25 protein-coding genes and 5 pseudogenes are annotated in these 26,754 nt (G+C 60.8%); 19 read left to right on the top strand and 11 right to left on the bottom strand.

Translation table 11 applies throughout. The features are described from left to right. The first annotated feature begins 269 nt into the window (after positions 1-269). Both Q7C20_RS15745 and Q7C20_RS15740 read left to right on the top strand, forming a co-directional pair. The gene (locus tag Q7C20_RS15745; RefSeq protein WP_375068541.1) at positions 270-1,958 is read left to right on the top strand and encodes a phospholipase D-like domain-containing protein; all 1,689 of its coding nucleotides are present in this window, start codon (positions 270-272) and stop codon (positions 1,956-1,958) included. Positions 1,959-2,125: 167 nt separating this feature from the next. Further along, positions 2,126-2,713 (top strand): LysE family translocator, encoded by a 588-nt coding sequence (locus Q7C20_RS15740; protein ID WP_375068539.1) that lies wholly within the window; start codon positions 2,126-2,128, stop codon positions 2,711-2,713. On the opposite strand, the gene Q7C20_RS15735 is transcribed toward Q7C20_RS15740, so the two are convergent. Further along, complete coding sequence (locus tag Q7C20_RS15735) at positions 2,655-3,539, bottom strand: helix-turn-helix domain-containing protein (protein ID WP_375068537.1); 885 nt, start codon at positions 3,537-3,539, stop codon at positions 2,655-2,657. The two genes, Q7C20_RS15740 and Q7C20_RS15735, sit on opposite strands and share 59 nt — an antisense overlap. Before the next feature lie 80 nt (positions 3,540-3,619). Further along, positions 3,620-4,486, bottom strand: coding sequence for a LysR family transcriptional regulator (locus Q7C20_RS15730; RefSeq protein WP_375068534.1), 867 nt, complete (start codon positions 4,484-4,486; stop codon positions 3,620-3,622). Between the two features lie 93 nt (positions 4,487-4,579). Here Q7C20_RS15730 and Q7C20_RS15725 point away from each other — a divergent pair, with 93 nt between their 5' ends. The 4 genes and pseudogenes from Q7C20_RS15725 (at position 4,580) to Q7C20_RS15710 (ending at position 7,316) form a co-directional block, all read left to right on the top strand. Continuing rightward, on the top strand, positions 4,580-5,119 hold the full coding sequence (locus Q7C20_RS15725) for a DUF4865 family protein (RefSeq protein WP_375068532.1): 540 nt from the start codon (positions 4,580-4,582) through the stop codon (positions 5,117-5,119). A 109-nt stretch (positions 5,120-5,228) separates the two neighbouring features. Next, positions 5,229-5,783, top strand: a pseudogene (locus tag Q7C20_RS15720) (histidine phosphatase family protein). A 45-nt stretch (positions 5,784-5,828) separates the two neighbouring features. Then, positions 5,829-6,584 carry a precorrin-6A synthase (deacetylating) gene (gene cobF / locus Q7C20_RS15715; protein WP_375068530.1) on the top strand — a complete coding sequence of 252 codons (756 nt, stop codon included), beginning with the start codon at positions 5,829-5,831 and terminating at the stop codon, positions 6,582-6,584. A 12-nt stretch (positions 6,585-6,596) separates the two neighbouring features. After that, entirely contained in the window at positions 6,597-7,316 is a 720-nt protein-coding gene (locus Q7C20_RS15710; RefSeq protein WP_375068528.1) for an alpha/beta hydrolase, read from the top strand. A 377-nt stretch (positions 7,317-7,693) separates the two neighbouring features. Here the strand turns inward: Q7C20_RS15710 and Q7C20_RS15705 are convergent, their stop codons facing one another. Both Q7C20_RS15705 and Q7C20_RS15700 read right to left on the bottom strand, forming a co-directional pair. After that, a complete protein-coding gene (locus Q7C20_RS15705) occupies positions 7,694-8,248 on the bottom strand; it encodes a hypothetical protein (protein WP_375068526.1) in 555 nt (184 codons plus the stop codon). Positions 8,249-8,320: 72 nt separating this feature from the next. After that, positions 8,321-10,129, bottom strand: a complete 1,809-nt coding sequence (locus Q7C20_RS15700) for a monovalent cation:proton antiporter-2 (CPA2) family protein (protein ID WP_375068524.1) — start codon at positions 10,127-10,129, stop codon at positions 8,321-8,323. A gap of 382 nt (positions 10,130-10,511) precedes the next feature. Between Q7C20_RS15700 and Q7C20_RS15695 the strand changes: the two are divergent. Both Q7C20_RS15695 and Q7C20_RS15690 read left to right on the top strand, forming a co-directional pair. Further along, a pseudogene (locus Q7C20_RS15695) lies at positions 10,512-10,622 on the top strand (transcriptional regulator); the annotation flags it as partial. A 20-nt stretch (positions 10,623-10,642) separates the two neighbouring features. Continuing rightward, entirely contained in the window at positions 10,643-11,539 is an 897-nt protein-coding gene (locus tag Q7C20_RS15690) for a LysR family transcriptional regulator (protein WP_375068522.1), read from the top strand. Here the strand turns inward: Q7C20_RS15690 and Q7C20_RS15685 are convergent. Beyond that, positions 11,529-11,930 (bottom strand): RidA family protein, encoded by a 402-nt coding sequence (locus Q7C20_RS15685; protein ID WP_375068520.1) that lies wholly within the window; start codon positions 11,928-11,930, stop codon positions 11,529-11,531. The genes Q7C20_RS15690 and Q7C20_RS15685 overlap by 11 nt on opposite strands. 81 nt (positions 11,931-12,011) lie before the next feature. Next, positions 12,012-12,884 (bottom strand): EamA family transporter, encoded by an 873-nt coding sequence (locus Q7C20_RS15680; RefSeq protein ID WP_375068519.1) that lies wholly within the window; start codon positions 12,882-12,884, stop codon positions 12,012-12,014. A 93-nt stretch (positions 12,885-12,977) separates the two neighbouring features. On the opposite strand from Q7C20_RS15680, the gene Q7C20_RS15675 reads away from it, so the two are divergent. From Q7C20_RS15675 to Q7C20_RS15665, 3 genes are all read left to right on the top strand, one after another. Further along, positions 12,978-13,748: a helix-turn-helix domain-containing protein gene (locus Q7C20_RS15675; protein ID WP_375068517.1), complete on the top strand. Its 771-nt coding sequence runs from the start codon at positions 12,978-12,980 to the stop codon at positions 13,746-13,748. 88 nt (positions 13,749-13,836) lie between these two features. Beyond that, positions 13,837-15,390 (top strand): DUF726 domain-containing protein, encoded by a 1,554-nt coding sequence (locus Q7C20_RS15670; protein WP_375068515.1) that lies wholly within the window; start codon positions 13,837-13,839, stop codon positions 15,388-15,390. A gap of 40 nt (positions 15,391-15,430) precedes the next feature. Next, positions 15,431-16,750, top strand: a complete 1,320-nt coding sequence (locus Q7C20_RS15665) for an Nramp family divalent metal transporter (protein WP_375068514.1) — start codon at positions 15,431-15,433, stop codon at positions 16,748-16,750. A gap of 37 nt (positions 16,751-16,787) precedes the next feature. On the opposite strand, the pseudogene Q7C20_RS15660 reads toward Q7C20_RS15665, so the two are convergent. Continuing rightward, positions 16,788-16,877, bottom strand: a pseudogene (locus Q7C20_RS15660) (type II toxin-antitoxin system prevent-host-death family antitoxin); the annotation flags it as partial. 176 nt (positions 16,878-17,053) lie between these two features. Then, the gene (locus Q7C20_RS15655) at positions 17,054-17,986 is read right to left on the bottom strand and encodes a LysR family transcriptional regulator (RefSeq protein WP_375068512.1); all 933 of its coding nucleotides are present in this window, start codon (positions 17,984-17,986) and stop codon (positions 17,054-17,056) included. Positions 17,987-18,103: 117 nt separating this feature from the next. Between Q7C20_RS15655 and Q7C20_RS15650 the strand changes: the two genes are divergently transcribed. The 6 genes and pseudogenes from Q7C20_RS15650 (at position 18,104) to Q7C20_RS15625 (ending at position 21,081) form a co-directional block, all read left to right on the top strand. Beyond that, positions 18,104-18,592, top strand: coding sequence for a DMT family transporter (locus Q7C20_RS15650; protein WP_348060488.1), 489 nt, complete (start codon positions 18,104-18,106; stop codon positions 18,590-18,592). A 4-nt stretch (positions 18,593-18,596) separates the two neighbouring features. Beyond that, positions 18,597-19,052 (top strand): DMT family transporter, encoded by a 456-nt coding sequence (locus Q7C20_RS15645; protein WP_375068511.1) that lies wholly within the window; start codon positions 18,597-18,599, stop codon positions 19,050-19,052. An 89-nt stretch (positions 19,053-19,141) separates the two neighbouring features. Beyond that, positions 19,142-19,312 (top strand): metallothionein, encoded by a 171-nt coding sequence (locus Q7C20_RS15640; RefSeq protein ID WP_348060492.1) that lies wholly within the window; start codon positions 19,142-19,144, stop codon positions 19,310-19,312. Then, a pseudogene (locus tag Q7C20_RS15635) lies at positions 19,288-19,467 on the top strand (hypothetical protein); the annotation flags it as partial. The gene Q7C20_RS15640 and the pseudogene Q7C20_RS15635, both read left to right, overlap by 25 nt. A 27-nt stretch (positions 19,468-19,494) precedes the next feature. Beyond that, positions 19,495-20,310, top strand: a pseudogene (locus tag Q7C20_RS15630) (zinc-binding alcohol dehydrogenase family protein); the annotation flags it as partial. Positions 20,311-20,745: 435 nt separating this feature from the next. Further along, complete coding sequence (locus Q7C20_RS15625) at positions 20,746-21,081, top strand: DUF6124 family protein (RefSeq protein WP_375068509.1); 336 nt, start codon at positions 20,746-20,748, stop codon at positions 21,079-21,081. A gap of 121 nt (positions 21,082-21,202) precedes the next feature. On the opposite strand, the gene Q7C20_RS15620 is transcribed toward Q7C20_RS15625, so the two are convergent. The 3 genes from Q7C20_RS15620 to Q7C20_RS15610 form a co-directional block, all read right to left on the bottom strand. Beyond that, complete coding sequence (locus Q7C20_RS15620; RefSeq protein ID WP_375068507.1) at positions 21,203-22,228, bottom strand: purine nucleoside permease; 1,026 nt, start codon at positions 22,226-22,228, stop codon at positions 21,203-21,205. Positions 22,229-22,242: 14 nt separating this feature from the next. After that, the gene (locus tag Q7C20_RS15615; protein ID WP_375068506.1) at positions 22,243-23,205 is read right to left on the bottom strand and encodes a nucleoside-specific channel-forming protein Tsx; all 963 of its coding nucleotides are present in this window, start codon (positions 23,203-23,205) and stop codon (positions 22,243-22,245) included. 155 nt (positions 23,206-23,360) lie between these two features. Beyond that, positions 23,361-24,299, bottom strand: a complete 939-nt coding sequence (locus Q7C20_RS15610; protein WP_375068504.1) for a helix-turn-helix domain-containing protein — start codon at positions 24,297-24,299, stop codon at positions 23,361-23,363. A gap of 278 nt (positions 24,300-24,577) precedes the next feature. On the opposite strand from Q7C20_RS15610, the gene Q7C20_RS15605 reads away from it, so the two are divergent. Continuing rightward, complete coding sequence (locus Q7C20_RS15605; protein ID WP_375068546.1) at positions 24,578-25,837, top strand: ABC transporter substrate-binding protein; 1,260 nt, start codon at positions 24,578-24,580, stop codon at positions 25,835-25,837. Positions 25,838-25,854: 17 nt separating this feature from the next. After that, positions 25,855-26,628, top strand: coding sequence for an L-iditol 2-dehydrogenase (locus tag Q7C20_RS15600; RefSeq protein ID WP_375068502.1), 774 nt, complete (start codon positions 25,855-25,857; stop codon positions 26,626-26,628). Positions 26,629-26,754: the final 126 nt, after the last annotated feature.

The following is a 26,754-nucleotide window of genomic DNA, read 5'->3' as shown; positions in this document are numbered from 1 at the left end:
AACTCCCACACGGTGCCCCCCCCCGCCGCTTGTCGTTTTTTTGGGGGGGGGGCTTTCGGGGGGGGGGGGGTGGGGGGGGGGGGGGGGGGGGGGGGGGGGGGGGGGGGGGGGGGGGCGCCCCCCACTTCTCGTTGATCAACGGTTGAGCTAGACCGGGCTGTCGGTGATCAACGCGTCTTCGCGGTCATATTGTCACCCAGGCGCCAGTGGCTTGATGGGCTGCACGCGCTAAACTCCACAGCAACGCCTGCCAGCATAAGGGACATCGCTTGAACGCCGACTTCGAGAGCAAGACCACGTTCCAGGGCCTGACCTTCAAGTTGTATCGCGGGGAGGGCGCGGCGTTGCTGGCGTTCGACCTCGCGCCAGACCTCGCCACAGCTGATTTTGTCGGCTTCAGCATCGAGGTGCGTTACCCCGGCGCCGACCAGTGGGGCGTGCTGCACAACCGCCTGCATTTTGACTACCCACCCACGCCCGAACAGCCGCGCAGCTTTCCCTCGACCGAGGCGCCGTTCCAGAAATTCCGCTGGATCCACGTGCCCAGCGAGATTCTCCCTGGTCTGTTCCGTTACCGCGTCACCGCCTGCTACATGGGCACCGACGGCACACTCACCAAGGGCGTCAGCCTGGAAAACCAGGTGTCGCTGGAAGCGCAAACCCTCAGCGGATTCGTGAACATCGGCTTTACTCGCGGCTTCGCTTCATCCCAGGCCTACGGCGACCGTTTCAACAATGAAACGCGCATCCTGCCGCCCGCGCGCTCAGCACCAAGGGCCTATTTGGACCTGGACATGGCGCCGTTTGAAAGCAACTACGCCTGGCTGGGTTTCGAGGCGCGGCAATTGATTCTGCAAGTGCTGGAACAAGTGGCGAACGACCCCGAACTGACCCTCGACGCGCTGATCTACGAAAGCAAGGAGCCGGACATCCTGCGCCGCCTCGAAGGCCTCGGCCCGCGCCTGCGCGCGATCATTGATGACCATGGTGATCAGGGCGCCGCCGACAGTTGTGAAAGCCTCAGCGCTGCGCGCTTGACCGCCGCCGGGGCGCAGATCAAACGCCTGCACTTCTCCAGCCAGCAGCACAACAAAGTGTTGATCGTGCGCCGCGCCGGAGTGGCGATTCGGGTGCTCGGCGGCTCCACCAACTTTGCCCTGCGCGGCCTGTATATCCAGGCCAACAACGTGCTGCTGTTTGACGATGAAACCGTGGCCGGCAAGTTCGCCGAAGTCTTCGATGCCTATTGGGCAGCGCCCACGACCTTTCGCAAAAACCCACTGTCGCAACAGTGGTGGGTGGTGCGCGACCAGCCAGGCTCGAAAGTTTCGTTGTGCTTCGCGCCCCACGCTGACAGCGCGCTGTCGCTTGACCCGATCGCCACCAGCATCGAACAGGCCAGCAGTTCGGTGCTGTATTCCATCGTCTTCCTGAATTTGATCAACGGCAAAGTGCGTGACGCCCTGGATGCGCTGATGCAGCGAGCGTTGTTCTCCTACGGCGTGGCGCAACGCACCGGCAAACTGGCGGTGCGCAAGCCGGACGGCTCGGTGGGGCTGTTGCCGTTCAGCTACCTGGCGAGCAACGCGCCGGCGCCGTTCAAGGCGGAATGGTCGGGGAATGCGGGGAACATGGTGCACAACAAGTTTGTGGTCACCGATTTCAATGGCGACAACCCCACGGTGTACACCGGCTCATCCAACTTGGCCGGCGGCGGCGAGAAAAACAACGGCGATCACCTGATCCGCATCGAAGACCGCAAGATCGCCGTGGTGTACGCCATCGAAGCGTTGCGCTTGTTCGACCATTTCCACTTTCGCTTCAATGCCAGCAAGCCCGGCGCCCTGCAAACCTTGCGCCTGGCCAAACCTCCCACGGCGGGGGAGAAGACCTGGTTCGACGCTTATTACAGCCCCGGCCATGTGAAAGCGCGGGACCGTGAGTTGTTCGTCAAATAGACAAGATCAACCATTCAACTGTGTGCTGCCAGCCTCGGTAATGCTGGCCATGGTGTCAGCGATGACTTCAGCACACACAAGAGCGAGGGTGATTTTCTTCAATACCGCGCGCGGTGTGCCCTTTACCGTAGCCTCATTCTCATTCGCTCGACTTAAAAGGAACTGCAATGAGCGCTCTTCTCTCCATGGCCGCCTTCGCGCTGGCTACTTCCATCACGCCCGGCCCCGTCAACGTGGTCGCCCTCAGCGCGGGTGCGCGTTTTGGTTTTGTGGCCAGCCAGAAACACGTCGCAGGCGCGGCGGTCGGCTTTACCTTGTTGCTGGTACTGATCGGCCTGGGCTTGCATGAGGTGCTGGTGCGCTGGCCGCTCCTTACGCAGTTGATCCAGTGGGGCGGGGTGGCTTTCCTGCTGTACATGGCCTGGAAGCTTGCAGTGGACGATGGCCGGCTCGACCCCGAGGGCACGGCAACCGCGCCGTCGATGCTGTATGGCGCGGTCATGCAATGGCTCAACCCGAAAGCGTGGCTGGCCTGCGTGGCGGGGATGGGTTTGTTTGTGGCCGAGGGTGATGCGCGCCAGGTGTGGGTGTTTGCGGCGCTCTATCTGGTGATCTGCTACCTGTCAGTGGCGTGCTGGGCCTACGCGGGCACTTTTTTGCGGCGCTACTTGAGCAACCCCCGGGGCGTGCGTGTGTTCAACCGTTCAATGGCCGCGCTGCTGGTGGCGAGTGTGGGTTATTTGCTGATGGCTTGAGCACTTCGCGGTACTGCCCTGGCGTGGCGGCGAAATGCTGTTTGAAGGCGCGTTGAAAATGCGCCTGGTCAGCGAAACCTGCGGCCAGGGCCACGTCGGCGATAGGCTCGCCATTGCGCAACTGGGTGCGCGCAAACTGCACGCGCTGGTTCACCAGGAAGGCGTGGGGCGTCAAACCGTAATGCAGCTTGAATGCGCGGATCAGGTAAGACGGCGACAGCTCGGCCGCCAGGCAAATATCCTCCAGCGTCAACGCCTGTGTGCACTGCTCGCGGATGTACTCGGCGGCGCGCTCCAGCTTGCTGTTGACCTCACGCGGCGGCCTCTCGGCCGGGTTCAGGCGCTGCTGCACTTCACTGAAATAACTCACCAGCGCGCTCTGTTTTTGCAGGTGCTCGGCGTGTTCATCGACCAATACCCGGTACAACGCCAATAGCCCGAGATAAAGCCCTTCGTCGCGGGTATACGGCGTGTTGAAGGGCCGATACCCCTGATCGGTGCTGAAGCCCAACTGGTGCTGCAAGTCGGTCAGCCATGCGGTGTCGAGGTAGAGCATCTGATAGGACCACAGCTGGTCGCGGAGGGGGTTGCAGGCGTGCACATCGCCGGGGTTCATCAGCACCACCGTGCCGGCGCTGATCTCGTAGGTCTGCGCGCCGTAGTTGTAATAGCTGCAACCGGCGGTGACCGCACCGATGGAAAAATGCTCGTGAGCGTGCCGGCTGTAGGCGACCTTGCGCCCGTCGGCGATGGTGCGCGCCTCGATAAACGGCAACGCAGGGTCGCGCCAGAAATTTGGGGCCGTAGGGCTGATCGACAAGGTCATGGTGAGGCGCTCCGTCAAGGTTGCAGCGCTAGAGTCCTGCATAAGGGGCGGATGTTCAAGGTAAACGCCACCGCGCAAAATCAGCGTTGCAGCACACCGCGAAACGTAGCGCTCAATGCACGCAGCGTTTCGCGCGAACGCGCATCGCTGATCCGGCTGTAGAGCACCACTTCACTCACGGGCAATACGGGCAAACCGTAGCGCTCGCTGACGTCCACCGCCCCGGCTGGCGCCACACGGTGGGCGAGGGCAGCGACGCCTAATCCGGCGCTGACCGCCGCGCCCACCGCCATCACGCCGCCCCCCACAAACACTTCGGTCCAATCGATGCACGCCTCGTCCAGCGCCCGGGTCGCCAAATAGCGCACGCCACAGGGCGCAGCCATGGTCGCCATGCGCAATGGGGCTTTGGGGTTGTGCAGCCAGGTCGGCGCTGCGAACCAGCCAAAGCGCTCTACCGCCAGCACCTCGCCGTCCTGGCGGTCGCCCTCGTTGCGCACGATCACCGCGTCCAGCTCGTTGCGGTCGAAGGCGCCGACCAGGTCGCGGGACGAGGCGATACGCACTTCAAGGATTACCAACGGGTCGTACGCCGCCAGGCGACTGAGCCACTGCGGCAGGTCTGGCCCGGCCACGTGGTCGCTGATGCCGATGACCAACCGTCGCGGGGCGTGGGTGCCCATGTCTCCCAGCGCGCGTTCGTGGGCATTGAGCAACGCGCGAGCGGCAACGATAAAGTGCTCGCCCTGTGGCGACAGCCGCACATGACGCGGCGTGCGTTCGAGCAGGCGATAACCGAGGCGGTCCTCCAGGCGTTTAAGCTTGAGGCTGATGGCAGCCTGTGAGGTATCAAGCGCCTCGGCCGCGCGGGTGAAACTGGCGAAATCTGCCACCAGCACGAAGGCCTGCACGGTGTCGATGTCCAGCGGTTTGAGTGCATCAGTCATATCAAATCCTTATTGCACTTATATCGGTTCATATCTTGTTGAAATCATCGGCACTGCGCAAGCTGCACTCTCAATGTGCACGGGAGTTTTGTCATGTTTGCCAAACAGTATTCACACCGCCTGCCAGCCGACTACGACATGGGCGTGATTCGCCGCCGCGTCGCGCAGTTGGGGCCGTTGTGGGATCACGCCGACGGGTTGCTGTTCAAGGCATTTATCGCCCAGGAGAACGGGGGCAACGTGTACGCGTCGGTGTACCTGTGGTCCGACCCGTTGCAGGCTGCCGACTTTTTGCTTGGCGAGCGGTTTCAGAAAGTGCTCGACAGTTTTGGTCGCCCGCATGTCGAGAGCTGGTTGCCACTGGAGGTCAGGCGTGGCCCGGCGCAGCGCGCGTTGAGTTTGTATCGGGAGGAGTGGCCGCTGGAGCCCGGGGCGGATCGGGCGGCGATTGTGGCCGCAGCAACAGCGCGCAATCAGCAGTTGGCGCAGAGCAGCGATACCTTCGCGGTATTTCTGGCGTTGGACGTGCAGGCATGGCGCTTGATTCGAATCACCTTGTCGGCCGAGGCGCTGAACGTGCAGCGTCCGGGGACGGGCTATCAGGTGTGGTACCTGGCCCATCCGGGAATTTAGCGTTTAACCGGTTGGCCGCAGCAACCGGCTTCCTGTTTCATGTTCGTTGTAACATGCTGACCACTTCGCGGGTTCACGCTGAATGCGCGTCGAAACAGAGTGAGTTGTGATGCTGGCGACCCGTTTGACCCTGATCTGCCATGCCACCACGCCCCTTCAAAAACAGGGGCGTTTTCCCGATGACGAATCCGTCACGATGAATGAGCAAGACGCGGCCTTATCCTTGGCGCATCGCTACAATAAAGGCCTGCGGCTGATGTGCGCGCCTGAGGCCCGAGCACGCCAGACGGCAGCCCTGTTCGGCTACGGGGCAGAGGTCGTGGATGCGCTGCGAGATGGCAATTTCGGCGCCTGGAAAGGTCAGGCCATTCGTGATCTGGACAGCGATGCCGTGGTGGCCTGGCTGACCGACAGCGCCTGTGCGCCTCACGGTGGCGAGTCGGTGGATCAGCTTTGCGCACGCGTTGGGCAGTGGATGATGACCCTTGAGTCTCAACCGGGTCACGTGGTGGCGGTGACCCATCCCTTTGTGATTCGTGCCGCAATGCTTTACGTCATGCAGTTTCCTGTATCGATGTTCTAACGGATCGACGTCGAGACGCTGTCCGCCACCGAGCTACGCTTCAACAACGTGTGGCGTCTGCGCCTGGAAACTCACGCCTGAGCGCGCGAACATGGCAAAATCCACGCCCCGCAATGAGAGCAACCCATGAAACGCATCCTGATCATCGGCATTGGCGCCGGCAACCCTGACTACATCACGATGCAGGCCGTGAAGGCGTTGAACCGCACCGACGTGTTTTTCCTGATGGACAAGGGCCAGAGCAAAGACAAGCTGATCGACCTGCGCCGCGAGATCTGCGACACCTACATCACCGAGCCCGGCTACCGTTTCGTCGAGGCCGAGTGCCCCGAGCGCGTGCGTGGCGATATCGACTACACCACCGCCGTGCAGGACCTGAACCGCGACAAGCAGCAGACCTTCGAGCGCATGATCAACGAGGAAATGGCTGACGGTGAAGTGGGCGCTTTCCTGGCATGGGGCGACCCTGCGTTGTACGACAGCACGATTCGCATCCTGCAGGCGATACTTGCCAGCGGCCGCTGTGAGTTTGAGTTCGACGTGATCCCCGGCATCACCAGCGTGCAGGCCCTGGCCGCCCAGCATAAAGTGCCGCTGAACCGCATTGGTCGCTCCGTCGAAATCACCACCGGACGCCGTTTGGCGGCGGGGCAGGCGAGTGATGCGGACACCTTGGTGGTGATGCTCGACGCCGAAGATTCCTATCGCACCGTGGCTGATCAGGATTTGGATATCTACTGGGGCGCCTACCTGGGCACGCCGGATGAAATCCTCATCAGCGGCAAGGTCGCTGATGTGGCCGAAGAAATTCAACGGGTGCGCAAGGCGGCGCGCCTGGAAAATGGTTGGATCATGGACACTTATCTGTTGCGCAAACCCTGAGGTAGCTTACCCATGCTCAAACTGTTTGCCCTGGCGTTGACGTTGTTGGCCGGCGCCGCCCATGCCGATTCCACGTTGCACACTGACTTGCCGCTGTCGTACCTGGAGCAAACCCAAAGCGATGCACGAAACCAGCCGCTGGTGATTTTCCTGCACGGGTTTGGCAGTAACGAGGAAGACTTGTTTGGCATCAAGGATTCGCTGCCGTCGACCTGGACTTACCTCTCGGCGCGGGCGCCGATGCCCGTGGCCCCGAGTGGTTATCGCTGGTTTGCCAAAACGGCGGGTGAGGGCGATTACAACGGTGAGACTGCCGACTTGCAGCGTAGCGCCAAGCTGATCGAAGCCTTTGTGACGCAGGCGACTGCCAAATACCACACGCAAAGTGACCGGGTGTTTTTGGTGGGGTTCAGTCAGGGCGCGATCATGTCATACGAGGTGGGCTTGAGGCAGCCAGCGTTGGTGCGCGGGATCGCGGCGTTGAGTGGCAGTATTTTGCCGGTGCTCAAAGCCGAGCTGAAGCCTCAGGCGTCATTGGACCAGCTGGCGATCTTTATCGGCCATGGCACATCTGACCAGGCGCTGCCGTATGCGTCGGCGACGCGGGCGAATGAGGTATTGACGGGGCTGGGGTTGAAGCCCGAGTTTCACGGCTATCCAGGGATGCCGCATACCGTGAGTGACGCAGAAGTGCAGGACCTGAAAGCGTGGCTGGAGAAAAGCCTGAAGTGAATGTGGTTGAAAATGTGGGAGCTGGCTTGCCTGCGATGGAATCTACTGGTTTTGCCTGGTGTACCGAGGTTTCTGCATCGCAGGCAAGCCAGCTCCCACAGAAAAGCGGACCCGGTGAAGCTGTTGAGGTCTTGCTCGGTCAAAAGTGTGGGAGCGGGCTTGCTCGCGAATGCGGTGTATCAGCCAACTCATCCATCAACTGACCCACCGTATTCGCGAGCAAGCCCGCTCCCACAGTGGATCTCCATTTTGTCTGGGAGACCGCAATCTGCACTAAAAAAACAGCGCCTTTGATTCAACCACTCAGGTCGGCTATTAGGCCGCTGTGCTCTTGCTTTTGATCTCAGACGCCCCGACAGCCCCCCCAGCCGACCAGATCACTTGCCCCCAGTAATCTGCTTCACCAACTCAGCATGCCCCTTCACATCATCCGCCCGGGAAATCGCCTGGATCACCAGCAAATGATTCCCCGACCCACCCAAAAAGGTCGAATTCAAAGTCTTGCCACCACCCTGCGTCGCAGTGCTGTCCACCTGACGCAAACCGAGGCCTTTAAAGGTCAATTTCTTCTCACCCTGTTTCTTGAAATCAGGCAGCGCGGCACTCTGGTCCTTGACGAAATCCGCCACCGCACCATCAAGAAATTGCGGGTCATTGTCCTTGATAGTCGCCCCATCGTTACGCTGCGTTTCAGCGACGATCACCACACTTTTCGTGGTCGCGTTGGCGTACAGCGTGCCCTGAGTGTCAGCGGTGCCATCATCCGCCTTGCCAGAGGGCAGGGCGTCGGCGGTGTAGGCCTTGGGCAAATTGAAGGTGAACTTGCCGCCCAAGGTGGAGATGGTCTGATCCGTGGACTTGGCGGCCGCAAACACGCTGCCGGCGGCGAGCGCGAGGGCCATCAGGACGGCGGTCTTGGTGAAAGTAGCCATGAAACGCTCCAGTGATGAACGAAATTGCGCCGTATTCTGTCAGAAAACTCGCAACCTCGTTCATCCGCAGGGTTACACCTTGTCGGACTCCTCCTCAAGCCGGTCCATCTCAAACAGCCGCGCCAGTTCCGTCCGCGCTTCCTGGGCGGTTTGCATGACCTTGGCGGCGTCGTCGTACACCGCGTGTTGGGCGGCGAGCACTTGCAAGTCGTGGTTCTTGAATCGAGTGATGCGCGCATCGGCCTGTGCCTGGCTCAAACCGAGGCCGACCAGGGTGCGGCGGCTCATTTCCAGGCTGGAGTAGAAGGTCTCACGCACCGGTGAAGCATCCAGGTCGACAAGGCGGTGAACGTGCTGGCGGTTACGCGCGCGGGCGATGATTTTCATGTGCGGGTAGAGCGTGCGCACCAGCTCGGCGGTTTTGATGTTGATCTCCGGGTCGTCCATGGCGATGACAAAAAACTCCGCCTGATCGACCTTGGCCGCGTGGAGGATTTCCTGGCGCTGGGGGTCGCCGTAGAACACCGGCATGCCGCCGAAGCTGCGGGTCAGTTCAATGGTTTCCACCGAGGTGTCCAGGGCGATAAACGAGATGTTTTGCGCGCGCAGTATCCGCGCGACGATCTGGCCCATACGGCCCATGCCCGCGATCACCACGCGTGGCGCGTCGCTCTCGATGGTGCGGTATTCCTCGGGCACTTCCACGGGTTTGACCTTGGGCTTGAACAGCTTCGGACACACCAGCAACAGCAGCGGGGTGACGGCCATCGACAGAGTAATGGTCAGCACCAGAATGTCGTAAAGGTGGGGTTCGAACAGGCCCTGATCGCGGCCGATCTTGAACACCACAAAGGCAAATTCACCGCCTGCCGCCAGCACCACGCCAAGGCGCAGCGCACTTTCGCGATTAAGGTCGCCGACCATTCGGCCCACCGCGTAGAGCAGCGGCAATTTCAAGCCGATCAACAGCAGCGTCAGCCCGATGACGACCAACGGCGAACTGAGCAACAGGCTGAGGTTGGCGCCCATGCCCACACTGATAAAAAACAGCCCCAGCAACAGGCCCTTGAACGGTTCGATCTGGGATTCCAGCTCGTGGCGGTATTCCGAATCCGCCAGCAGCAACCCGGCGAGGAACGCGCCGAGGGCCATGGACACACCCACCAGTTCCATCAGCCACGCCGTACCGATCACCACCAGCAATGCGGTGGCGGTGGACACTTCGCGCAGGCCGGTCTTGGCGACAATGCGAAACACCGGACGCAACAGGTAGCGCCCGCCGATGATCACCACGGCAATGCTGCCGAGGATCTGCAGCACATGCTGCATGCCCTGGGCTTCGGTGGTCGGGTGATCGCTGCCGGCCAGCAGCGGCACCATGGCGATCAGCGGGATTGCCGCGATGTCCTGAAACAGCAAAATCGCAAAGGCCAGCCGCCCATGAGGCTTGTTCAGTTCCTTGCGCTCGGCCAGGCTTTGCAGGCCAAACGCAGTGGACGATAGCGCCAGGCCCAGGCCCAGCACAATCGCGCTGTTCCATGACTGGCCAAACAGCCACAGCGCCACCACGCCCATCACAATACCGGTGAGTAACACTTGGGCCAGGCCAACGCCAAACACCGCCTTGCGCATCACCCATAAACGTTTGGGTGACAGCTCCAGGCCGATTACAAACAGCAATAACACCACGCCCAGTTCAGAAAACTGCGCGACGCTTTGCGGGTTGCCCACCAGGCCCAATACCGAGGGGCCGATGATCACGCCGGCGAACAGATAGCCAAGCACCGCACCCAGTTGCAGGCGCTTGGCCAACGGCACGGTGAGCACGGCGGCCAGCAGAAAAACCACGGCTGCTTGTAACAGGTTCCCTTCATGGGGCATTGCGAACTCCAGGCTCTTTAAAGCAAATCTACAAGGCGCTATTAGAGCGCTTTTTTACATTTGGAAACTTGTATTTTTGACGCGACAGCCAGGCGATGTTGGCTGTAATCCCAAGCTCACTCGGTTCTGATCAAAAACGAGCGCCTTTAAACCGCCTGAAAGGGCGGTTATTTATTGCAGATTAATAACCGTCAACGCGCCAGTTTTGAGATGCAGGCCTACTGTGGCGAGCGGGCTTGCCCCGCGTTGGGCTGCGAAGCAGCCCCAATAGGAGCGCTGCATTATTCCTGCTACACCGCAGCGTATGCTCTTAGGGCCGCTTCGCGCCCCAACGCGGGGCAAGCCCGCTCGCCACAATGGAATTTCAGCAGTATAAATACGAGACATGTACATCAGCACATTGCGTGACTACATCCGCGCCATGGGCGGTGAGCTGGAAATCATCGCGACGTTTCCGGATGGTCAGGTCAAGATCGACAATTTCACGTCCTAACGGCGTATGGGAACATCCCTATGAACCAACTCCTCGCCATGCGCGCTTTCGTGCGCGTTGTCGACACAGGCTCATTCAGCCGCGCGTCCGATCAGTTGGCGCTGCCGCGTTCGACTGTCAGCAAGCTGATCACCGACCTGGAAAAACACCTGGGCATCAAGCTGATGCACCGCACCACGCGTGCCTTGGCGCCAACGCTCGAAGGGCTGGAATATTACCGCCATGCCCGGCGCCTGGTTGTTGAACTGGACGAGGTGGACAGCGCCGTGCGCGGGCAGACGCTCAAGCCCGGCGGGCACCTGCGCGTGGATGCACCGGCCTCGTTCGCCAATTGCCTGTTGATCCCGGCGCTGGTGGATTTTCACCGTGAGTACCCGGATATCACGGTTGCCCTGGGTATCAGCGACCGTGCAGTGAACATCGTCGGGGAGGGCGTGGATTGTGTGATTCGCGCCGGCAAGCTCGATGACATGGCGATGATCGGCCGCAAGGTGGCCGACCTGGATTACCTGACCTGCGCGGCGCCCAGTTACCTGGAGCGTCGGGGTGTGCCGCAGTCGCCGGAAGACTTGCAGAACAATCACCTGAAGGCCGGTTATTTCTTTGCCTGGTCAGGCAAACCAGAGCCGCTTATTTTTGAAAACGGCGGCCGGCGAATTGAAGTGAGCGACTGTGCTTTTTCCACCAATGAGGGCAACGGCCTCAAGGAAATGCTGCTCGCCGGCCTTGGTGTCGGACAGCACTTCAAGTCGATCGTGCAGTATTACGTCGACAGCGGCCAGTTGGTTCGTGTGCTGCCGGACTGGTCACGCCCGACTACGCCGCTGCATCTTCTTTACCCACCCAATCGCCATCAGAGCGCACGGCTCAAAGTGTTTACCGACTGGGTAATCCGTACGTTTGGAGTCAGGGAATAATCGCCGTCACGCGGATCTCGACGCGCATGGTCGGCAAACCCAGTGACTCGACGCCCAGTTGTGTCCAGATGGGCGCATGGTTAGGCATGTAGCGTCGGTACTGCTTGACCATCGCTTCATTGACCTCGGGGGGGAAACCGCCGACGTGATAGGAGTTGACGTGAATCACATGCTCCCAGCGCGCGCCAGCCGTGGCCAGGGTGCGGTCGAGGTTATCGAAGGCCTGGGCGATTTCTTCGGCAATGTCGGCAGGGATCTGAAAGTCGTTGTCCCAGCCGCCCTGGCCTGAGGTTTCCACGCGATTACCGACTTTGACTGCCTGGGAGTAGTGCAGGTGTTCACGCGCGTAATCGCCATAGCCTGGGGTGACAAAAAACTCGGGGGTGCTCATGGTGTTTCCTCGGTTCAGTACAAGACCCGGCAGAGGCTAGCCGACTGAATGGGCGAACAAAATCCCGGATTTGTGCCATGACTATTTACCTGTGTGCACAATGGGTGTGCGATACAGCCCCACTGCCAGGCCCAGGATGATGACCGCGATACCTGTCAGTGCGAGTGGGGAAATGCGCTCGCCGAGTATCAACATCGAGCTGGCAATCCCGAACACCGGAATCAATAGCGACAGCGGTGCCACGGTGGACACGGGGTAGGTTTTGAGCAGCGAATTCCAGCCCCAATAGGCGAAGTGTGTGGCCATATAGACTTGGAACAGGATCGACAGCACTGCCGTCAGATCGAGGCGGGCCGGCAGGCCATCGAAGGCTGCAGCGCCGTGCATGCCCCAGGCCATCAGGAACAATGGAATCGGCGGGAACAGGCTCGCCCACACCATGAACGAAAAAATCTCCTTCACCCCCGACGCCTTGATAATGACGTTGCCGACGCTCCACGCCAGTGCGCTGAACGTGATCAGCAGGATGCCCAGCGTGGCGTGTCCGCCTTCCTGTGAAGCGATGATCCCCACCAGGCCCATCAACGCCAGGGCGCCGCCAACCCATTGCGCGCGGCGGATTTTTTCGTTGAACACTGCGCAACCCCAACCCAGCGTGAAGAACACGCTGAGCTGAATGATCAGCGAGGCGATCCCAGGGCTCACGCCGAGCTGAATGCCGCAGTTGATTGCGCCCCACATGCCCAGCCCGAATATCACGCCATAGGCGGCCACATAGCGAAACCTGACGGCGGGGCGCTTGATGAAGAACACCAGCGGCAAGGCGGCGAGGGCGAAACGAATGCCGGTCAGCACCAGCGGGTCAATCGAGTGCAGGCCCAGCTTTGTGATAGGAAAGTTCAGGCCCCACACCAGCGTGACAGCGATGGCGAGGGCGACGTGTTTGTTCAGCATGGACGTTCCTGAGCAGGTTCAAAGGCGCCAATGCTAGGGTGTCGGAAGTTGGCCCGCTTGCCATGCCGGGTCAAATTTTGACAGTATCGGGCCATGATTCCGACCTTCGACCTCAACGACCCGCACGCCGTGGTCACACTGCGCGACTACCCCTGCGGCACCGTCTTTGAGCGGCATACCCATCCGCGTGGCCAGTTCGCCTATGCCTCCACCGGCGCGCTGAAAATGTTCACCGACCTCGGGAACTGGGTGGTGCCGCCGCAACGCGCGATCTGGGTGCCCGGTGGCGTGCCCCACGAAATGCACATGCGCGGCGATGTGGTGATGCTCAATACCTACCTCGACGATGAGGCTGCCGGGCGCGCCGGTTTGCAGGCCCGCTGCCAGGTATTCGAGGTGTCGCCTCTGCTCAGGCATCTGCTGGAAGCGGCGCTGACGGCAACCTCCGATATTCGACGGCGCTGTGTGTTGACGCTGTTGGTGGATGAAATCGGCGCCATGTCGGAGCTGCCCCTCAGTGCGCCGTTGCCCGCCGAATCTCGTTTGATGGCGGCATGCCAGCGTTTTCTGGACGCGCCCACGCAAACCATCTCCCTCGACGACATGGCGCAATGGTCGAACATGAGTCGGCGCACGTTCACCCGGCATTTTCATCAAAGCACCGGCATGACGTTCGTGGCCTGGCGCCAACAGGTTTGCCTGCTGGAAGCGACCGCCCGGCTCAGCCAGGGCGCGTCGATTACCGAGGTGGCCTTTGCGTTGGGTTTCAGCAGCCCCAGCGCTTTCACCGCGGTGTTCCGGCGCAACCTGGGGGATTCACCGGCGCGCTACCTGGCCAAATCCAGGGCCGCCTCGATGTTCTGAAAAACATCACGCGTCGGTCAGGATTCACCTTTCTTGAAGGCATGCTTTGTTACTATCGCCGTCCATCGTTACCAGGAGTCACCGGCCCATGCAGCACCAGTGGGAGGAAATGCACCGCACCCGCAAGCCCACGTTCGTATTGTGCGGCGAGCCCCAGGGCGATGTGCTCAATCTCTATGTTCACGGTTATTCGGCGTTCTTCAACCGCCAGCAACTGGGCAATTTCAAGCAACAACTGGCAAGCATCGAAGGTTCGACCAACCTGATGCTGTTCTGGCCAGCGGGGCATTTCCTGGAAAACCTGTTTGCACCGTTCAAGGATGTAATCACCTCGATGCTCGGCGGCGGTGGCCTGGGTGCAGCGACCGTAGGCGTGGGCAAGGCGATTGCCTATTTCCTCGACCATTACAAAAGTGTCGAGGCGCGGGTGGATGAAGTGGCCCGGACCTTGTTGCCTGAATTGGCAGACTACCTGCACGCCGAGGCGCTGCCGGTACGGCGCATCAACCTGATCGGCCATTCCCTAGGCGCGCGCATTCTGGTCAAGAGTGTGTTGGCCAGCCCCGAGGTCGCCCGCGAACTGCCGTTGAACAATTTGTTGCTGATGGGCGGAGCGATCTGCACGTCCAGCCCATGGGAGGACGTGTCGGCACCGCTCAAGGGGCGGGTGATCAACTGCCATTCCAGCAAGGACTGGGCGCTGGCGATGAAGCCGGATGCCGAGCGCTGCATTGGCCGTTATGCGATTCCGCTCACGCCTGCACTGAAGGGGAAAGTCACGAATGTGCACCTCACCACCTTTGATCACGCCGCCTATTGGCCGCAATTGAAGACCGTGGTGCAGTACACCGACCTGTTGCACGAGCGGCGCGGCATGATTCGCGCGGATCAGCGCAGCACCGAGGTGCGTTTTGCTGAACAGGATCTGGAACTGTTCCCGGCCCTCGTGCAGGCGCGGCCCGAGGAGGTGAGGTTCCTTGCCGAGTTGATGGCGCAAAAGCGCAGTGCGTCGATTGATGCGAGTGTGCGCGAGCCCTTGAAACTGGCCATCGAGCTGCAGCGCATGGGCGGCGACAGCTTTATGAACCTGGCCCGCGGTCACGGCGTGAGTTACCGCCAGATCGCCGAAGACGTGGCGCAGCGGCTGGCGATCAAGTTCGATGCACCGGTTGCATCCGTCGCGCTGGCAGACATTGAGGCGCAGGTCGCAGAAAAACTCATCGAGCAGCACAAGCACAAACTCAGCAGCGCTGACCGCCAGGCTTTCGATGCCGAACTCAAGGCCGCTGCGCAAAAAGAACAAGGGCTGTTCAATCGCATCGACGTCGGCCGTTCGGCCACCACTGCGCTCAGCGGCACGGCGCTGGCGGGGCTCACCGGGTTAATGCTGCGTCGTGGCGCCGCCACGGCCATTCCCGTGGTGGGCCAGGCGTTGGCGGCCGCGATGTTACTGGTCAGCGGCGTGCGAGCATTCTCCGGGCCGGCCTATTCGATCACTACGCTGGCAGTGCTGGTGGTGGGCCTGATTCGTCAGCGCATGGAGCGCGAGGCGCTCAACCAGGAGATGGACCTGGTGGTGCAAGTAGTGGAAACCTTTGATCTGCCCCGGGAGACGGTGATGCGCACGGTTACGTCCGACTGATAAGCTGTTGCCACTATTGTGTGTTTGCCTGGAATACCGCGTGAAATTCAGCCTGCCGAAAATCGCCACTGCCCCGTTCTGCCCGCCGGAAGTGGCCGGCTCCGTGATCGTTGACCCCAAGGCTTCGTTCTTCAAGCGCGCGCTGATGTTCGCCGGGCCCGGCCTGCTGATTTCCATCGGCTACATGGACCCGGGCAATTGGGCAACGGCTATCGAAGCCGGTTCGCGCTACGGCTACAGCCTCCTGTTCGTGGTATTGCTGGCCAGCCTGGCGGGCATGGCGGTGCAGTGCCTGTGCTCGCGGCTGGGCATCGCCACCGGCAAAGACCTCGCGCAACTGTGCCGCGCGCGCTACAGCAAGCGTTCCGCGCGCACCCAATGGGTACTGGCGGAAATCTCCATCATTGCCACCGACCTCGCCGAAGTGCTCGGCTGTGCGTTGGCGTTTCACTTGTTGCTCGGCGTGTCGCTCACCACCGGCATCGTCATCACCGCTTTCGACACGCTATTGATCCTCGCCCTGCAAAACCGTGGCTTCCGCCGCCTCGAGGCGATCATGCTGGCGTTGGTAGCAACCATCGGCGTGTGTTTCTTTATTGAACTGGTGCTGATCAAGCCGTATTGGCCCGACGTGCTCAGCGGTTTCACCCCTTCACTGGCAGCCATCAGCGACGCCGCGCCGCTGTACCTGGCCATCGGCATTCTCGGCGCCACCGTGATGCCGCATAACCTCTACCTGCACACCTCAATTGTGCAAACCCGCATGATCGGCAAAGACCTCGCCAGCAAACAGGACGCGGTCAAGCTGGCGCGTATCGACACCATCGGCTCCCTCGCTCTGGCGCTGTTGGTCAATGCCGCGATTCTGGTATTGGCCGCAGCTGCGTTCTACAAGACTGGTCACACGGATGTGGTCGAAATTCAGGATGCCTACCATCTGCTCGACCCGCTGGTGGGCGGCGCCTTCGCCAGCATTCTGTTCGGCGTGGCCTTGCTGGCCTCCGGGCAAAGCTCGACCTTCACCGGCACCATCGCCGGGCAAGTGATCATGGAGGGTTACCTCAACCTGCGCATTCCTTGCTGGCAACGCCGCCTGATCACCCGTGGCCTGGCACTGATCCCGGCGTTTTTTGGCGTATGGCTGATGGGCGACGATGCCATCGGCAAGCTGCTTATTCTCAGCCAGGTAATCCTCAGTCTGCAGTTGCCGTTTGCGCTGTACCCGCTGATCCGCATGACCGGCGACAAGCAGTTGATGGGGCCGTTCGTTAACCGGTTGCCTACGCGGTTGCTGGCGTGGTTTTTGTTTGCGGTGATCAGCGGCGCGAATGCCTGGTTGATTTGGCAGTGGTTGTTTTGACCGGATAACCAGATCCGGCCGCCATGTGGTTCTTGCGCTCAAAGGTAGCCAGTACGTCGTCGGGTAGTGGAGCGTCGAAGTCATCAGGAATAATGAGTTTTCCCTTCATTGCGCCGATGCGCTGTCCCAGCGAAACGGTATTCATCGTGGCATTCGCGTCCATGGCATCTCTCCTGGAGGTAAGTCGCAAAAGTCTGCCGCAGTGTAGGTAGTCATGAAATAGTGGCCCGTAAAATAAGAACGAGCCTACTTTTTTACCTAGGAAATTTCCTCAACTGCACCGTCTGGCGTGACCCAAACCCCTCACCGATCCCAATACGGCATCACCCCAAAACACTCCACAAAATAATCAATCACCGTGCGCACCTTCAGTGACAACCGCCGGCTGCCCGGCCACAGCGCCGCGATCTGCTGCGGTTCCAGCGTGGTTGCCACCTCATAGTCCGTCAGCACCGCCTGCAACGTCCCCGCGCGCAAGCCTTCGCCGATCAGCCAGGACGGAAACACCACCAGCCCCAGGCCTTGTTCGGCGGCGTGGGTGAGGGTGTCGGCGTGGTTGCCGGTGATGGGGCCTTTGACGCTGTAAGGCGTCCAGTCACCGCCGTCGCGGCGGAAAAACCAGCGTTGCTGGCCGGTGATGCCTTTGTAGGCCAGGCACTGATGGTGGATCAGCTCATCGGGATGGCTGGGCGTTCCATGCTGCGCGAGGTAAGCGGGGCTGGCGGCGAGGCGAAAGCGCTGGGGCGCGAAGATGCGCGCTTGCATGCCGGAGTCGTTAAGCACGCCGATGCGAAACAGCAGGTCGGTGCCATCCTGCAGGGGGTCGACGAAGGTATCGGTTTGCTGGATATCCAGCTGCAATTTCGGGTAGCGCCGGCACAATTCGCCCAGCCACGGCGAAAGATGGCGCTGGCCGAATACCATCGGCGCATTGATGCGCACCAGACCGCTCGGTTCGGCTTCCTGTTCCTGCAAGGCCTGACCTGCGGTTTCCAGTTGTTGCAGCATCAGGCGTGCGTGATGGCCAAGCAGCCGACCGGCCTCGGTCGGGCTCACCGCGCGGGTGTGGCGGTAGAGCAGCTGTTGGCCCAGCGCCTGTTCCATCAACTGGACCTGCCGCGAAATAGAGGAGGGCGCCAAGCCTTCACGGCGCGCCACTTCGGAAAAACTGCCGTGGTCGAGCACGGCGACGAACAGGCGCAGCGCCTTGAAACTCAATTCATTCAAACCCTGCATCGTGGCTCCGTGCTGTGCGTAATGCGCAAAGGTGTTATCCGCATGCTCCCATTTATCGCACAGGAGAGCCACTGGATAATGCGCGTCAAGTTTCCTTTCCAGACGTGTGGGTGATGTATGCAAGCAAGTAGTACCGAGGGTGTGGCGCAGGCCACGCCGAAGAAAAACCTTCTGCGGCTGTTGTTACTGCCACTGGTGATTCTGGCGGGCATGGGCCTGTCGATGGAGGCGGGTTTGCTCGGGCCGCTGGGCGTGCAGGTGGGCCACTTATGGGCGACCTTGAGCATTTTCGGTGTGGGCACGGCCATTCTGTTTTTGATCTTGCTGTTCAGCGGCCCGCAGAAGGGCCCGGCGCTGACCGATTTGCCACGCTGGCAGTTGATCGGCGGCTTTTTGGGGCCGATGTACGTGGTGGTGCTGACCCTGGCCACGCCCCACATCGGGATTGCCATGACCATGATCGCGATTCTTTCGGGGCAGGTCGGCAAGAGCGTGCTGATCGACCATTTCGGCTGGTTCGGCACCGCGCGCAAGAAGGTCAACGGCGAGCGCTGGATAGCCCTGGCGTTGATTGTGGCGGCACTTGTTCTGATTGCGAGAGGCTAAGGCGATGAATCTGATTCTGTTATTGGTACTGGTGATTGCCGCCGGTGCGGTGTTGAGTGTGCAGGCGGCAATCAATGGTCGCTTGGGCCAGTCGGTCGGTGTGTTGCGCAGCAGCTTGCTGACGTTTGCAGTGGGCGCAATCACCACCGCCTTGCTGATTTTCTTCTTCGAGCCGGCCCAGGCGATCAGCCTGTTGGACGTGCCGAAATGGCAACTGACCGGCGCGCTGTTCGGCGTGGTGTACATGATGGTGATGGTCGGCGCGGTGCCAGTGGTTGGCACGGCAGTCGCGACGGTGGCGGTCATCGTCGGGCAGTTGGGCATGGGCATGCTGATCGACAACTTTGGCTGGCTGGGCAACCCGGCCATCGAGCTGTCGGGCAGCCGAATCGTGGCGATGTTGCTGTTGGCGTTGGCGCTGGTGTTCATGTATCGCAGCAATAGCCGCCAGGCCGATTAACGGCGCTGAACCATGGTCGCTCTCCTATAGTCACTGCTTAAGGTGCGGCGCTCGCCGCACCGGGACGACCATGAAAAAGGAGTCTGAACATGGCTGATAAAACCTGTGCCTGCCCTCACTGCAAATGCGTGTTGGGCGTCGATGCGATAATGAAGGACGGTAAAGGCTATTGCTGTCAGGGCTGTGCCGAACAGCACGCACATGGCGAACCCTGTGCATCGGCAACAGGCTGTGAATGCACCAAGTCTGCCCACGGTTAAAACGCAAAAATTCTCTCGGTTTGTCGGGTAGCGGTCATTACCATGGCCGCTCACCCTTGCTTGATGTGCCCTTCATGGCCCTGGCCGCTCCTCCCGACCTCAGTGATCCTGCCGTTCCCGTGCAACCCTTGGCGCGCATCTACCTGCGTGGCTTGTAGGTGGCGCCCCACAGCCACGATTGGGGCCGTTTTCCCTACACCACGTTGCCACGCATTCCCGGGCGCGACTTTGCCGGTGTGGTGGTGCAAGGCCCGCAAGCGCTGGTCGGCCAGGAAGTCTGGGGCACCGGTCGCGACCTCGGTTTTTTTGCCGATGGCTCCCACGCGCAATTTCTCACCGTGTCGGCCAAGGGCGTGGCGCACAAACCCACTCATCTGAGTTTTGCCCAGGCCGCTAGCCTTGGCGTGCCGTACACCACCGTTTGGGATGCCCTGGAGCGCAGCGGTGTCGGTAAAGGCACGCGTGTGTTGGTGATTGGCGCTAACGGCGCGGTCGGCAGTGCGGCGCTGGCACTGGCAAAAATTCGTGGCGCCGAGGTAGTGGGCGCGGTGCGCAAGGCGGATCAGGTTGACGCGCTGCAGGCGCAGGGTTTTGCCGCCATCGCGTTGGGGCAGCCGGAAGCATTGGGCGCGCAGGTCAATACCGTGTTCAAGGGCGGTGCGGATGTGATCTTCGACACCACCGGTTTCTGGCTGCCAGCGGCTGTTGCGGGTTTGGCCCCGTTCGGGCGCATCGCAATTATCGCCGCGCCGGTCGATGGCCACGTACAACTGCCGGCCCTGGCCCTGTACCGCAAGGGTGGCTCGGTGGTGGGGATCAATTCGCTGCTCCACAACTGCGAACAGTGCGCGGTGATGCTGGAGCAGTTTGGGCGGTTTTTTGATGAAGGGTTACTGCCACTGCCGACGGGGCTGCGCGAAGTGGCGTTGGCTGATGGGGTGCGCAGCTATGAGGACGTGAACAACGGCAGTGCAGACAAAATCATCTTCCTGCCTTAAATGCGGTGAAAAATGTGGGAGCGGGCTTGCTCGCGAAGGCGGTGTGTCAGCTACCGGATTCATGACTGATACACCGCCTTCGCGAGCAAGCCCCCTCCCACATTTTGATCTTCATCAGTCTTCTGGAGCGGCTGTTGATCGGACATTTCCCACGAAGGTTTCAGGTTGTGGCTCGGAAGGCGGCTGACTAACCTCACTGCCGTCGCTGCCCATTCAGCGATCGGATTTGACCGTCCGACATAACCAGTGCGCTACAGCACCCAAGACCTGCACCAGGCGTTTTGTACTCGCTTGATGTATCGTGTCGCGGCAGCTGTGCGCGGGATACCTTCGGGTATGCCGGATCCCTGGTTCCGGTCGGTCAACCCGCGTTCAGCTGCCACCCCACTTTGTTTGACCGCAAGTGGTGGCAGCTCCATTACCAGGAGTTTCACCATGATCAAAGACAGCCCAAATCCCCCTGGCCCACACGGCTTCGATACCAGCACCCTGCACGAAGTGGCCTACCGCGCGATCAACCACTACCTCAACCCCGGAAAACCCATACCCGAACCCACCGACGGGCTCTTTACCGTGCGCGCCGAGCTGGGCACGGAAACGTTGCTGGTCAATGCGTCTCAGGATCTGGCGTCCATCAGCGACATCGCCAGCCACCTGGCCTTTGAAATCGAAGGTGCTCATCGCAATGTCGCGCTGGGCATCTGCCGGATGCTGGAGGGTGTGCAATTGTTGGTCGACAAGGCCCTGAATGTGGCCCATCCAGCGGCCTAGCGGTTAGCGCGTTCAGAAAATGTGGGAGGGGGCTTGCTCCCGATGACGGTAGGGCAGGCACAGTTGTGATATCTGACCCACCGTCATCGGGAGCAAGCCCCCTCCCACACTTTGATCTTTATCAGGCTTCTGGGACGCCTTTTTCCCAGGCTGACCAGTTCTTGAGGATCGCCTGCACCAGCGGGTTCCCGGTGCGATACAGGTTTTCCAGCGCCGGCACAAACCCGCCCTGATCTGCATATTTCAGCAGGTTATCCACTTCGCTGTAGCCGGGGTACGGACGGTCGAAATCGGACCCGGCGCGCACCACGGCCAGGCGCTGGATATCCACCAAGCCTTCGCGGCTCGCGCGCAACAGGGCCTCGTAGGTGGAGTTGTCTTCCTGCTGAGTCGTGCAGTACTCACCTTTATTGTCGGTCAGCAATTTGGTCCACACTTCGGCGCGTTCACTCAGGCGCGTGCCGGAGAACCAGGTGTTGCCCGCCAGCGTGTCACAGCGGGTGACTTGCGGCGGCTGGTTGGCGGGTGCGGCCGGGTAGTGTTTGCGCCAGGCCGTGGACTCCTTGCTTTCTGTCAGCTCAACGTTCTGCGACAGGGCGAACGCCTTGGCTTGCAGCTTGGGGTTCAGCTCAAACACTTCGGTCTTGTAGTCCAGCGGCGGTTTTTCGTTAGGCCCTTTGGTGTTGATGCCGATGTAGCCGGTTGGCCAATCCTTGGGCGCGTCGCGCGAATCCAGTTCCCACTGGGTGCCGAATTCCACCAGGTAATGGGCCCAGGCGGCGGTGCCGATGGTCCCGTGTTTAGGGCTGATGCCGGCGATCCCGGCGATCAGGAAGTAGCTCTGACGCAGGTCGAACTTGGGCGACAAGGCCAGGGCCAGGGTGGAGGCGGCGGCGTTGGTCTGGCCCATTCCGGTCACCAGCAGGCACACGTCCTGAGTGTTGCAGCGAATCACCGGGTATTCGGCGGAGAGGCCCGGCACGCGTACCTCTGTCTTGAGCTCCAGGCGGTCGATCCAGGTTTGCGCCTCGGGCGCGAACATGGTGATCAGCATGACTTTGGGTTTGATCGGCGCGGTATCCGCCAGCACCACGTGGGGCAGCAGGGCCAGGCCCACGGCGATCGAGAGTCGTGTAAACGCGTTCATCTAATGCTCCTTTATCAGAATTGGTAGCCCACGCCGGCGTAGTAACCCCAGCCGTCGGAGCGGGCGCGGAAGTTACCCTCGCCAAAATTCAACTCGCTGCCATCTTCCCAGTTGCCGCCGTTATGGAAGTAACGGCCCACCAGGGTGAAGCGCAGGTGAGTAAACGAATACAGCAGCACGTTGGTGGCCACTGTGGAGTTGGCGGTGCGCGCCGGGTTGTCCTTGTGCAGGTTTGAGCCGAAATCGTGGTTGGTGAAGCCGATGTAGGTCAGCGAAGCGCCGTTTTCAAAACTGGTGATGGGCACGATGTACTTCATCTGCGCACGGTAGCCGTCCCACGAGTATTCATTGCTCGCGCCATAGTTCTCCCACTGGTAGCGCCCGTAGAAGTTGGCCGACAGGTTGACCCGCGAGTGCGTGTCGATGTCGGTGCCCAGGCCGCTGTACAAGGTGTTGGCACGGTTTTCCTTGTTGCTGCCGTGGTCGTAGATCCAGTCAAAGGCTACATACCATTCCTTGAACGGCCCGACTGCCAGGCTGCGCCCCGCCAGGTAGTCGATGGAAATACGCGGCTCGTGCTCCATAAACACCGGCGAACCATGGTCCCACGCGCCTTTGTCATTACTGTTACCGATGCCGAGGACCTTCGGCACGTCGATATAGCCATACAACTCGAACGGGCCCTTGCGGCCGAAGTACTCGTATTCCAGGTACACATCGTCTGAGGGTTTGGGGCCGAAGCTGATGTCTTTGCTGCCGATCAGCGTGAGGTCCTGGTTGAACCAGTCCGACAGGTACGCGCCTTTCTTTGCCGGGCTGGCTTCCGGGCTTTTGGTTTCAGGGCTGAGGGTTTCGCCCTGTGCTGAGTCATCTGAGGGTTTTTCCTGCGCCAAAATGGGTGCACTGAGTACTCCCGTAACGGCGGCCAGTAGCAAGGAAACACCGAAAGAAGCAGGACGCCTTGAGGTGGGGTGCATGGAAAATCCCTATTCGTACGCGGTTTGGACCCGGTTCAGCGGGTAGAGGTGAACCTGGCTGCCAAGTTCGTTTCGCAAACGTTTGCACAGGCTGTACCAACTTTGCCCAATCAGTTGATCAGCATGAAAAAAAGGTTGATTAGTCGACCTTTTGATCAGCAATGACTCGGTGTCATTTTTTCCACGCGGTTGAACAAATACGTCGCGGTTTCCCGTCGATATTCACTCGGCGTCTGGTTCATCTCGATCCGAAAATGCCGGTTGAAGTTGGACAAGTTGGCGTAGCCCACTTCAAAGCAGATATCCGCCACCGACATCTCGCTTTGCAGCAACAAGCGGCAGGCGCGCTGTACGCGAAACTTGCGCATCAGGTCGATAAACCCGTGACCGGTGTTGCGTTTAAAGAACCTCGAGAAGCCCGGCTCGCTCATGTCCAGTTGCCGGGCGATGACTGACAGGCGCAGGTCGCCGGTGAGTTCACGCATCAAGTAGTCGAAGGCCTTGTTGATTCGTTCGGCGCTGCGGGCATCCAGTGTGGGGGCGTAGCAGGGGCTGGCCAGCGCCTGGCTGTGCTGGGGCGGAGCATGCTTGAGCGTATCGAGCAGTTGCAGGAACAGGATCAAGCGTTGCAGGCCGTGGGCGCTGCCGATGGCTTCCATTAAACGCGCCGCCTGCACCGCGGTGTCGCCGCTGAACGCGAGGCCGCGTCGGGCGTTTTCGAACAACGGCTGCAAGTCGCCAAGCTCCGGCAGGGTTTTGCGCAGGGCGAGGAGGGCGGCGCCGTCGAATTGCAGCACCACGTCGCGCCCGGTCAGGTATTCGCCGGGGGCCAGGTCGCCGATCCAGTCGTGGGGCAGGTCGGGGCCGATCAAGGCGACATGCCCGGCGCTGAAGGCGCCAATATAGTCGCCCGCGACCAACTTGCCGCTGCCTTGGCGAATCAAGTGGATTTCAAACTCGGGGTGGTGGTTCCAGCGCGCCAGGTCATAGGGGTAATCGTGTTCGAACCAGCGAAAGCAATGATCAGGTTCGGGCAGGATCACTTCGAGTTCGGCAGGGCGGTGCTCGAACAGCGTGGCGCGGCTGACAGGCATGGCGAGGCTTCTTTGTTGTACTTGGAATACCCCCAAAATACGCGCCTGCGGCGTGTGCGCGCTACCCCCGGTTTCGCCCGGCACTGATACTTTTTTGATCCTGAGCCTTGGGTTAAAAAAGTATCAGCCGGGCATTCGCCATTCGTTTGTGAGGGGTTGGCAGAGCTGCTGTAATCGGCGCTCAACAACAAAAACAACAGGTGGAAACCGCCATGTTCCCGATTTGCAAAGGCAAGCTCCCGCAAGCGCTGTTCCTGCTGTCCGGCCTGGCGCTGGCCATGCCCAGCCACGCCGCCGACACCGTGACCATTGCCACGGTCAACAACAGCGACATGATCCGCATGCAGCGCCTGTCCAAGGTGTTCGAAGAGCAGCACCCGGGCATCAAGCTGAACTGGGTCGTGCTCGAAGAAAACGTGCTGCGCCAACGCCTCACCACCGATATCGCCACCCAGGGCGGGCAGTTCGATGTGCTGACCATCGGCACCTACGAAACCCCACTGTGGGGCGCCAAGCATTGGCTGGAGCCGTTGACCGATCTGCCGGCCAATTACGACGCCGACGACATCTTCCCCTCGGTCCGCCAGGGCCTGTCGGTGAACAACACCCTGTATGCCTTGCCGTTCTATGGCGAAAGCACCGTCACCTATTACCGCACCGACCTGTTCAAACAGGCCGGCTTGAGCATGCCCGCGCACCCGACCTGGACCCAGCTCGGCGAGTTCGCGTCCAAGCTCACTGTTAAGGACAAAGACCAATACGGCCTGTGCCTGCGCGGCAAGGCCGGCTGGGGCGAGAACATCGCCTTGCTCAGCACCATGGCCAACGCCTTTGGCGCGCGCTGGTTCGATGAGCAGTGGAAGCCTGAACTGACCAGCCCCGAGTGGACGGCCGCCGCCAACTTCTACGTCAAGACGCTGAAAAAATACGGCCCGCCGGGGGTCTCCAGCAACGGCTTCAATGAAACACTGGCGCTGTTCAACAGCGGCAAGTGCGCAATGTGGGTTGATGCCAGCGTCGCCGGCTCCTTCACCACCGACAAGAGCCAGAGCAAGGTCGCCGACAGCGTAGGGTTCGCCGCCGCCCCGACCGAAGTCACCGACAAGGGCTCTTCATGGCTGTACGCCTGGTCGCTGGCGATTCCGGCCACCTCCAAACACAAAGACGCCGCCAAAGCGTTCATCACCTGGGCGACGTCCAAGGACTACATCCAGCTGGTCGCCGATAAGGAAGGCATCACCAACGTACCGCCGGGCACCCGCCAGTCCACCTACAGCGAGGCTTACCTGAAAGCCGCGCCGTTTGCCCAAGTGACCCTGGAAATGATGAAACACGCCGACCCCGCGCATCCGTCGGCCAAACCGGTGCCGTACGTGGGCATCCAGTACGTGACCATTCCCGAGTTTCAGGCCATCGGCACCTCGGTCGGCAAGCTGTTCTCGGCGGCGCTGACCGGCGGCATGACGGTTGATCAGGCGCTGCTTGAAGCCCAGGCCACCACCGAGCGCGAGATGAAACGCGCCGGCTACCCTAAATAACGTCGACAGGACTCCCCATGAAACGACTGGAAGGTAAAAGCGCGCTGATCACTGGATCTGCGCGCGGGATCGGCCGCGCCTTTGCCCAGGCGTATATTGCTGAAGGCGCGACAGTTGCCATCGCCGACATCAACCTGCAACGCGCCCAAGCCACCGCAGCCGAACTCGGCCCACAGGCCTACGCCGTGGCGATGGACGTCACCGACCAAGCCTCTATCGACGGCGCCATTGCTGCCGTGGTGGCCAAGGCTGGCAAGCTGGATATCCTGATCAACAACGCCGCGCTGTTCGACTTGGCGCCCATTGTTGATATCACCCGCGACAGCTATGAGCGGCTGTTCTCGATCAACGTCGCCGGCACGCTGTTCACGCTGCAGGCCGCCGCCCGGCAGATGATCAGCCAGGGCCACGGCGGCAAGATCATCAACATGGCCAGCCAGGCCGGGCGCCGTGGCGAGCCGCTGGTGGCGATCTACTGCGCAACCAAGGCAGCGGTGATCAGCCTGACGCAGTCGGCGGGGTTGAACCTGATCAAGCAGGGCATCAACGTCAATGCCATTGCGCCGGGCGTGGTGGATGGCGAGCACTGGGACGGGGTGGATGCGATGTTCGCCAAGCATGAAGGGTTGGCGCCGGGCGAGAAGAAGAAGCGGGTCGGGGCCGAGGTGCCGTTCGGGCGGATGGGCACAGCGGAGGATTTGACCGGGATGGCGATTTTTCTGGCGTCGAAAGAGGCTGATTACGTGGTTGCCCAGACCTACAACGTCGATGGCGGCAACTGGATGAATTAACTGTACGCCGATCAAAAATGTGGGAGCGGCGGTGCGACGATTCGACTTGCTCGCGAATGCGGTGGTTCAGTCAGTATATTTGTTGACTGACACGCCGCATTCGCGAGCAAGCCCGCTCCCACATTA

Source organism: Pseudomonas sp. AMR01 (assembly GCF_041946035.1).
Taxonomy (GTDB): domain Bacteria; phylum Pseudomonadota; class Gammaproteobacteria; order Pseudomonadales; family Pseudomonadaceae; genus Aquipseudomonas; species Aquipseudomonas antarctica_B.
The sequence above is the reverse complement of the archived record's forward strand: the minus strand, read 5'-3'. Positions and strand labels throughout refer to the sequence as shown.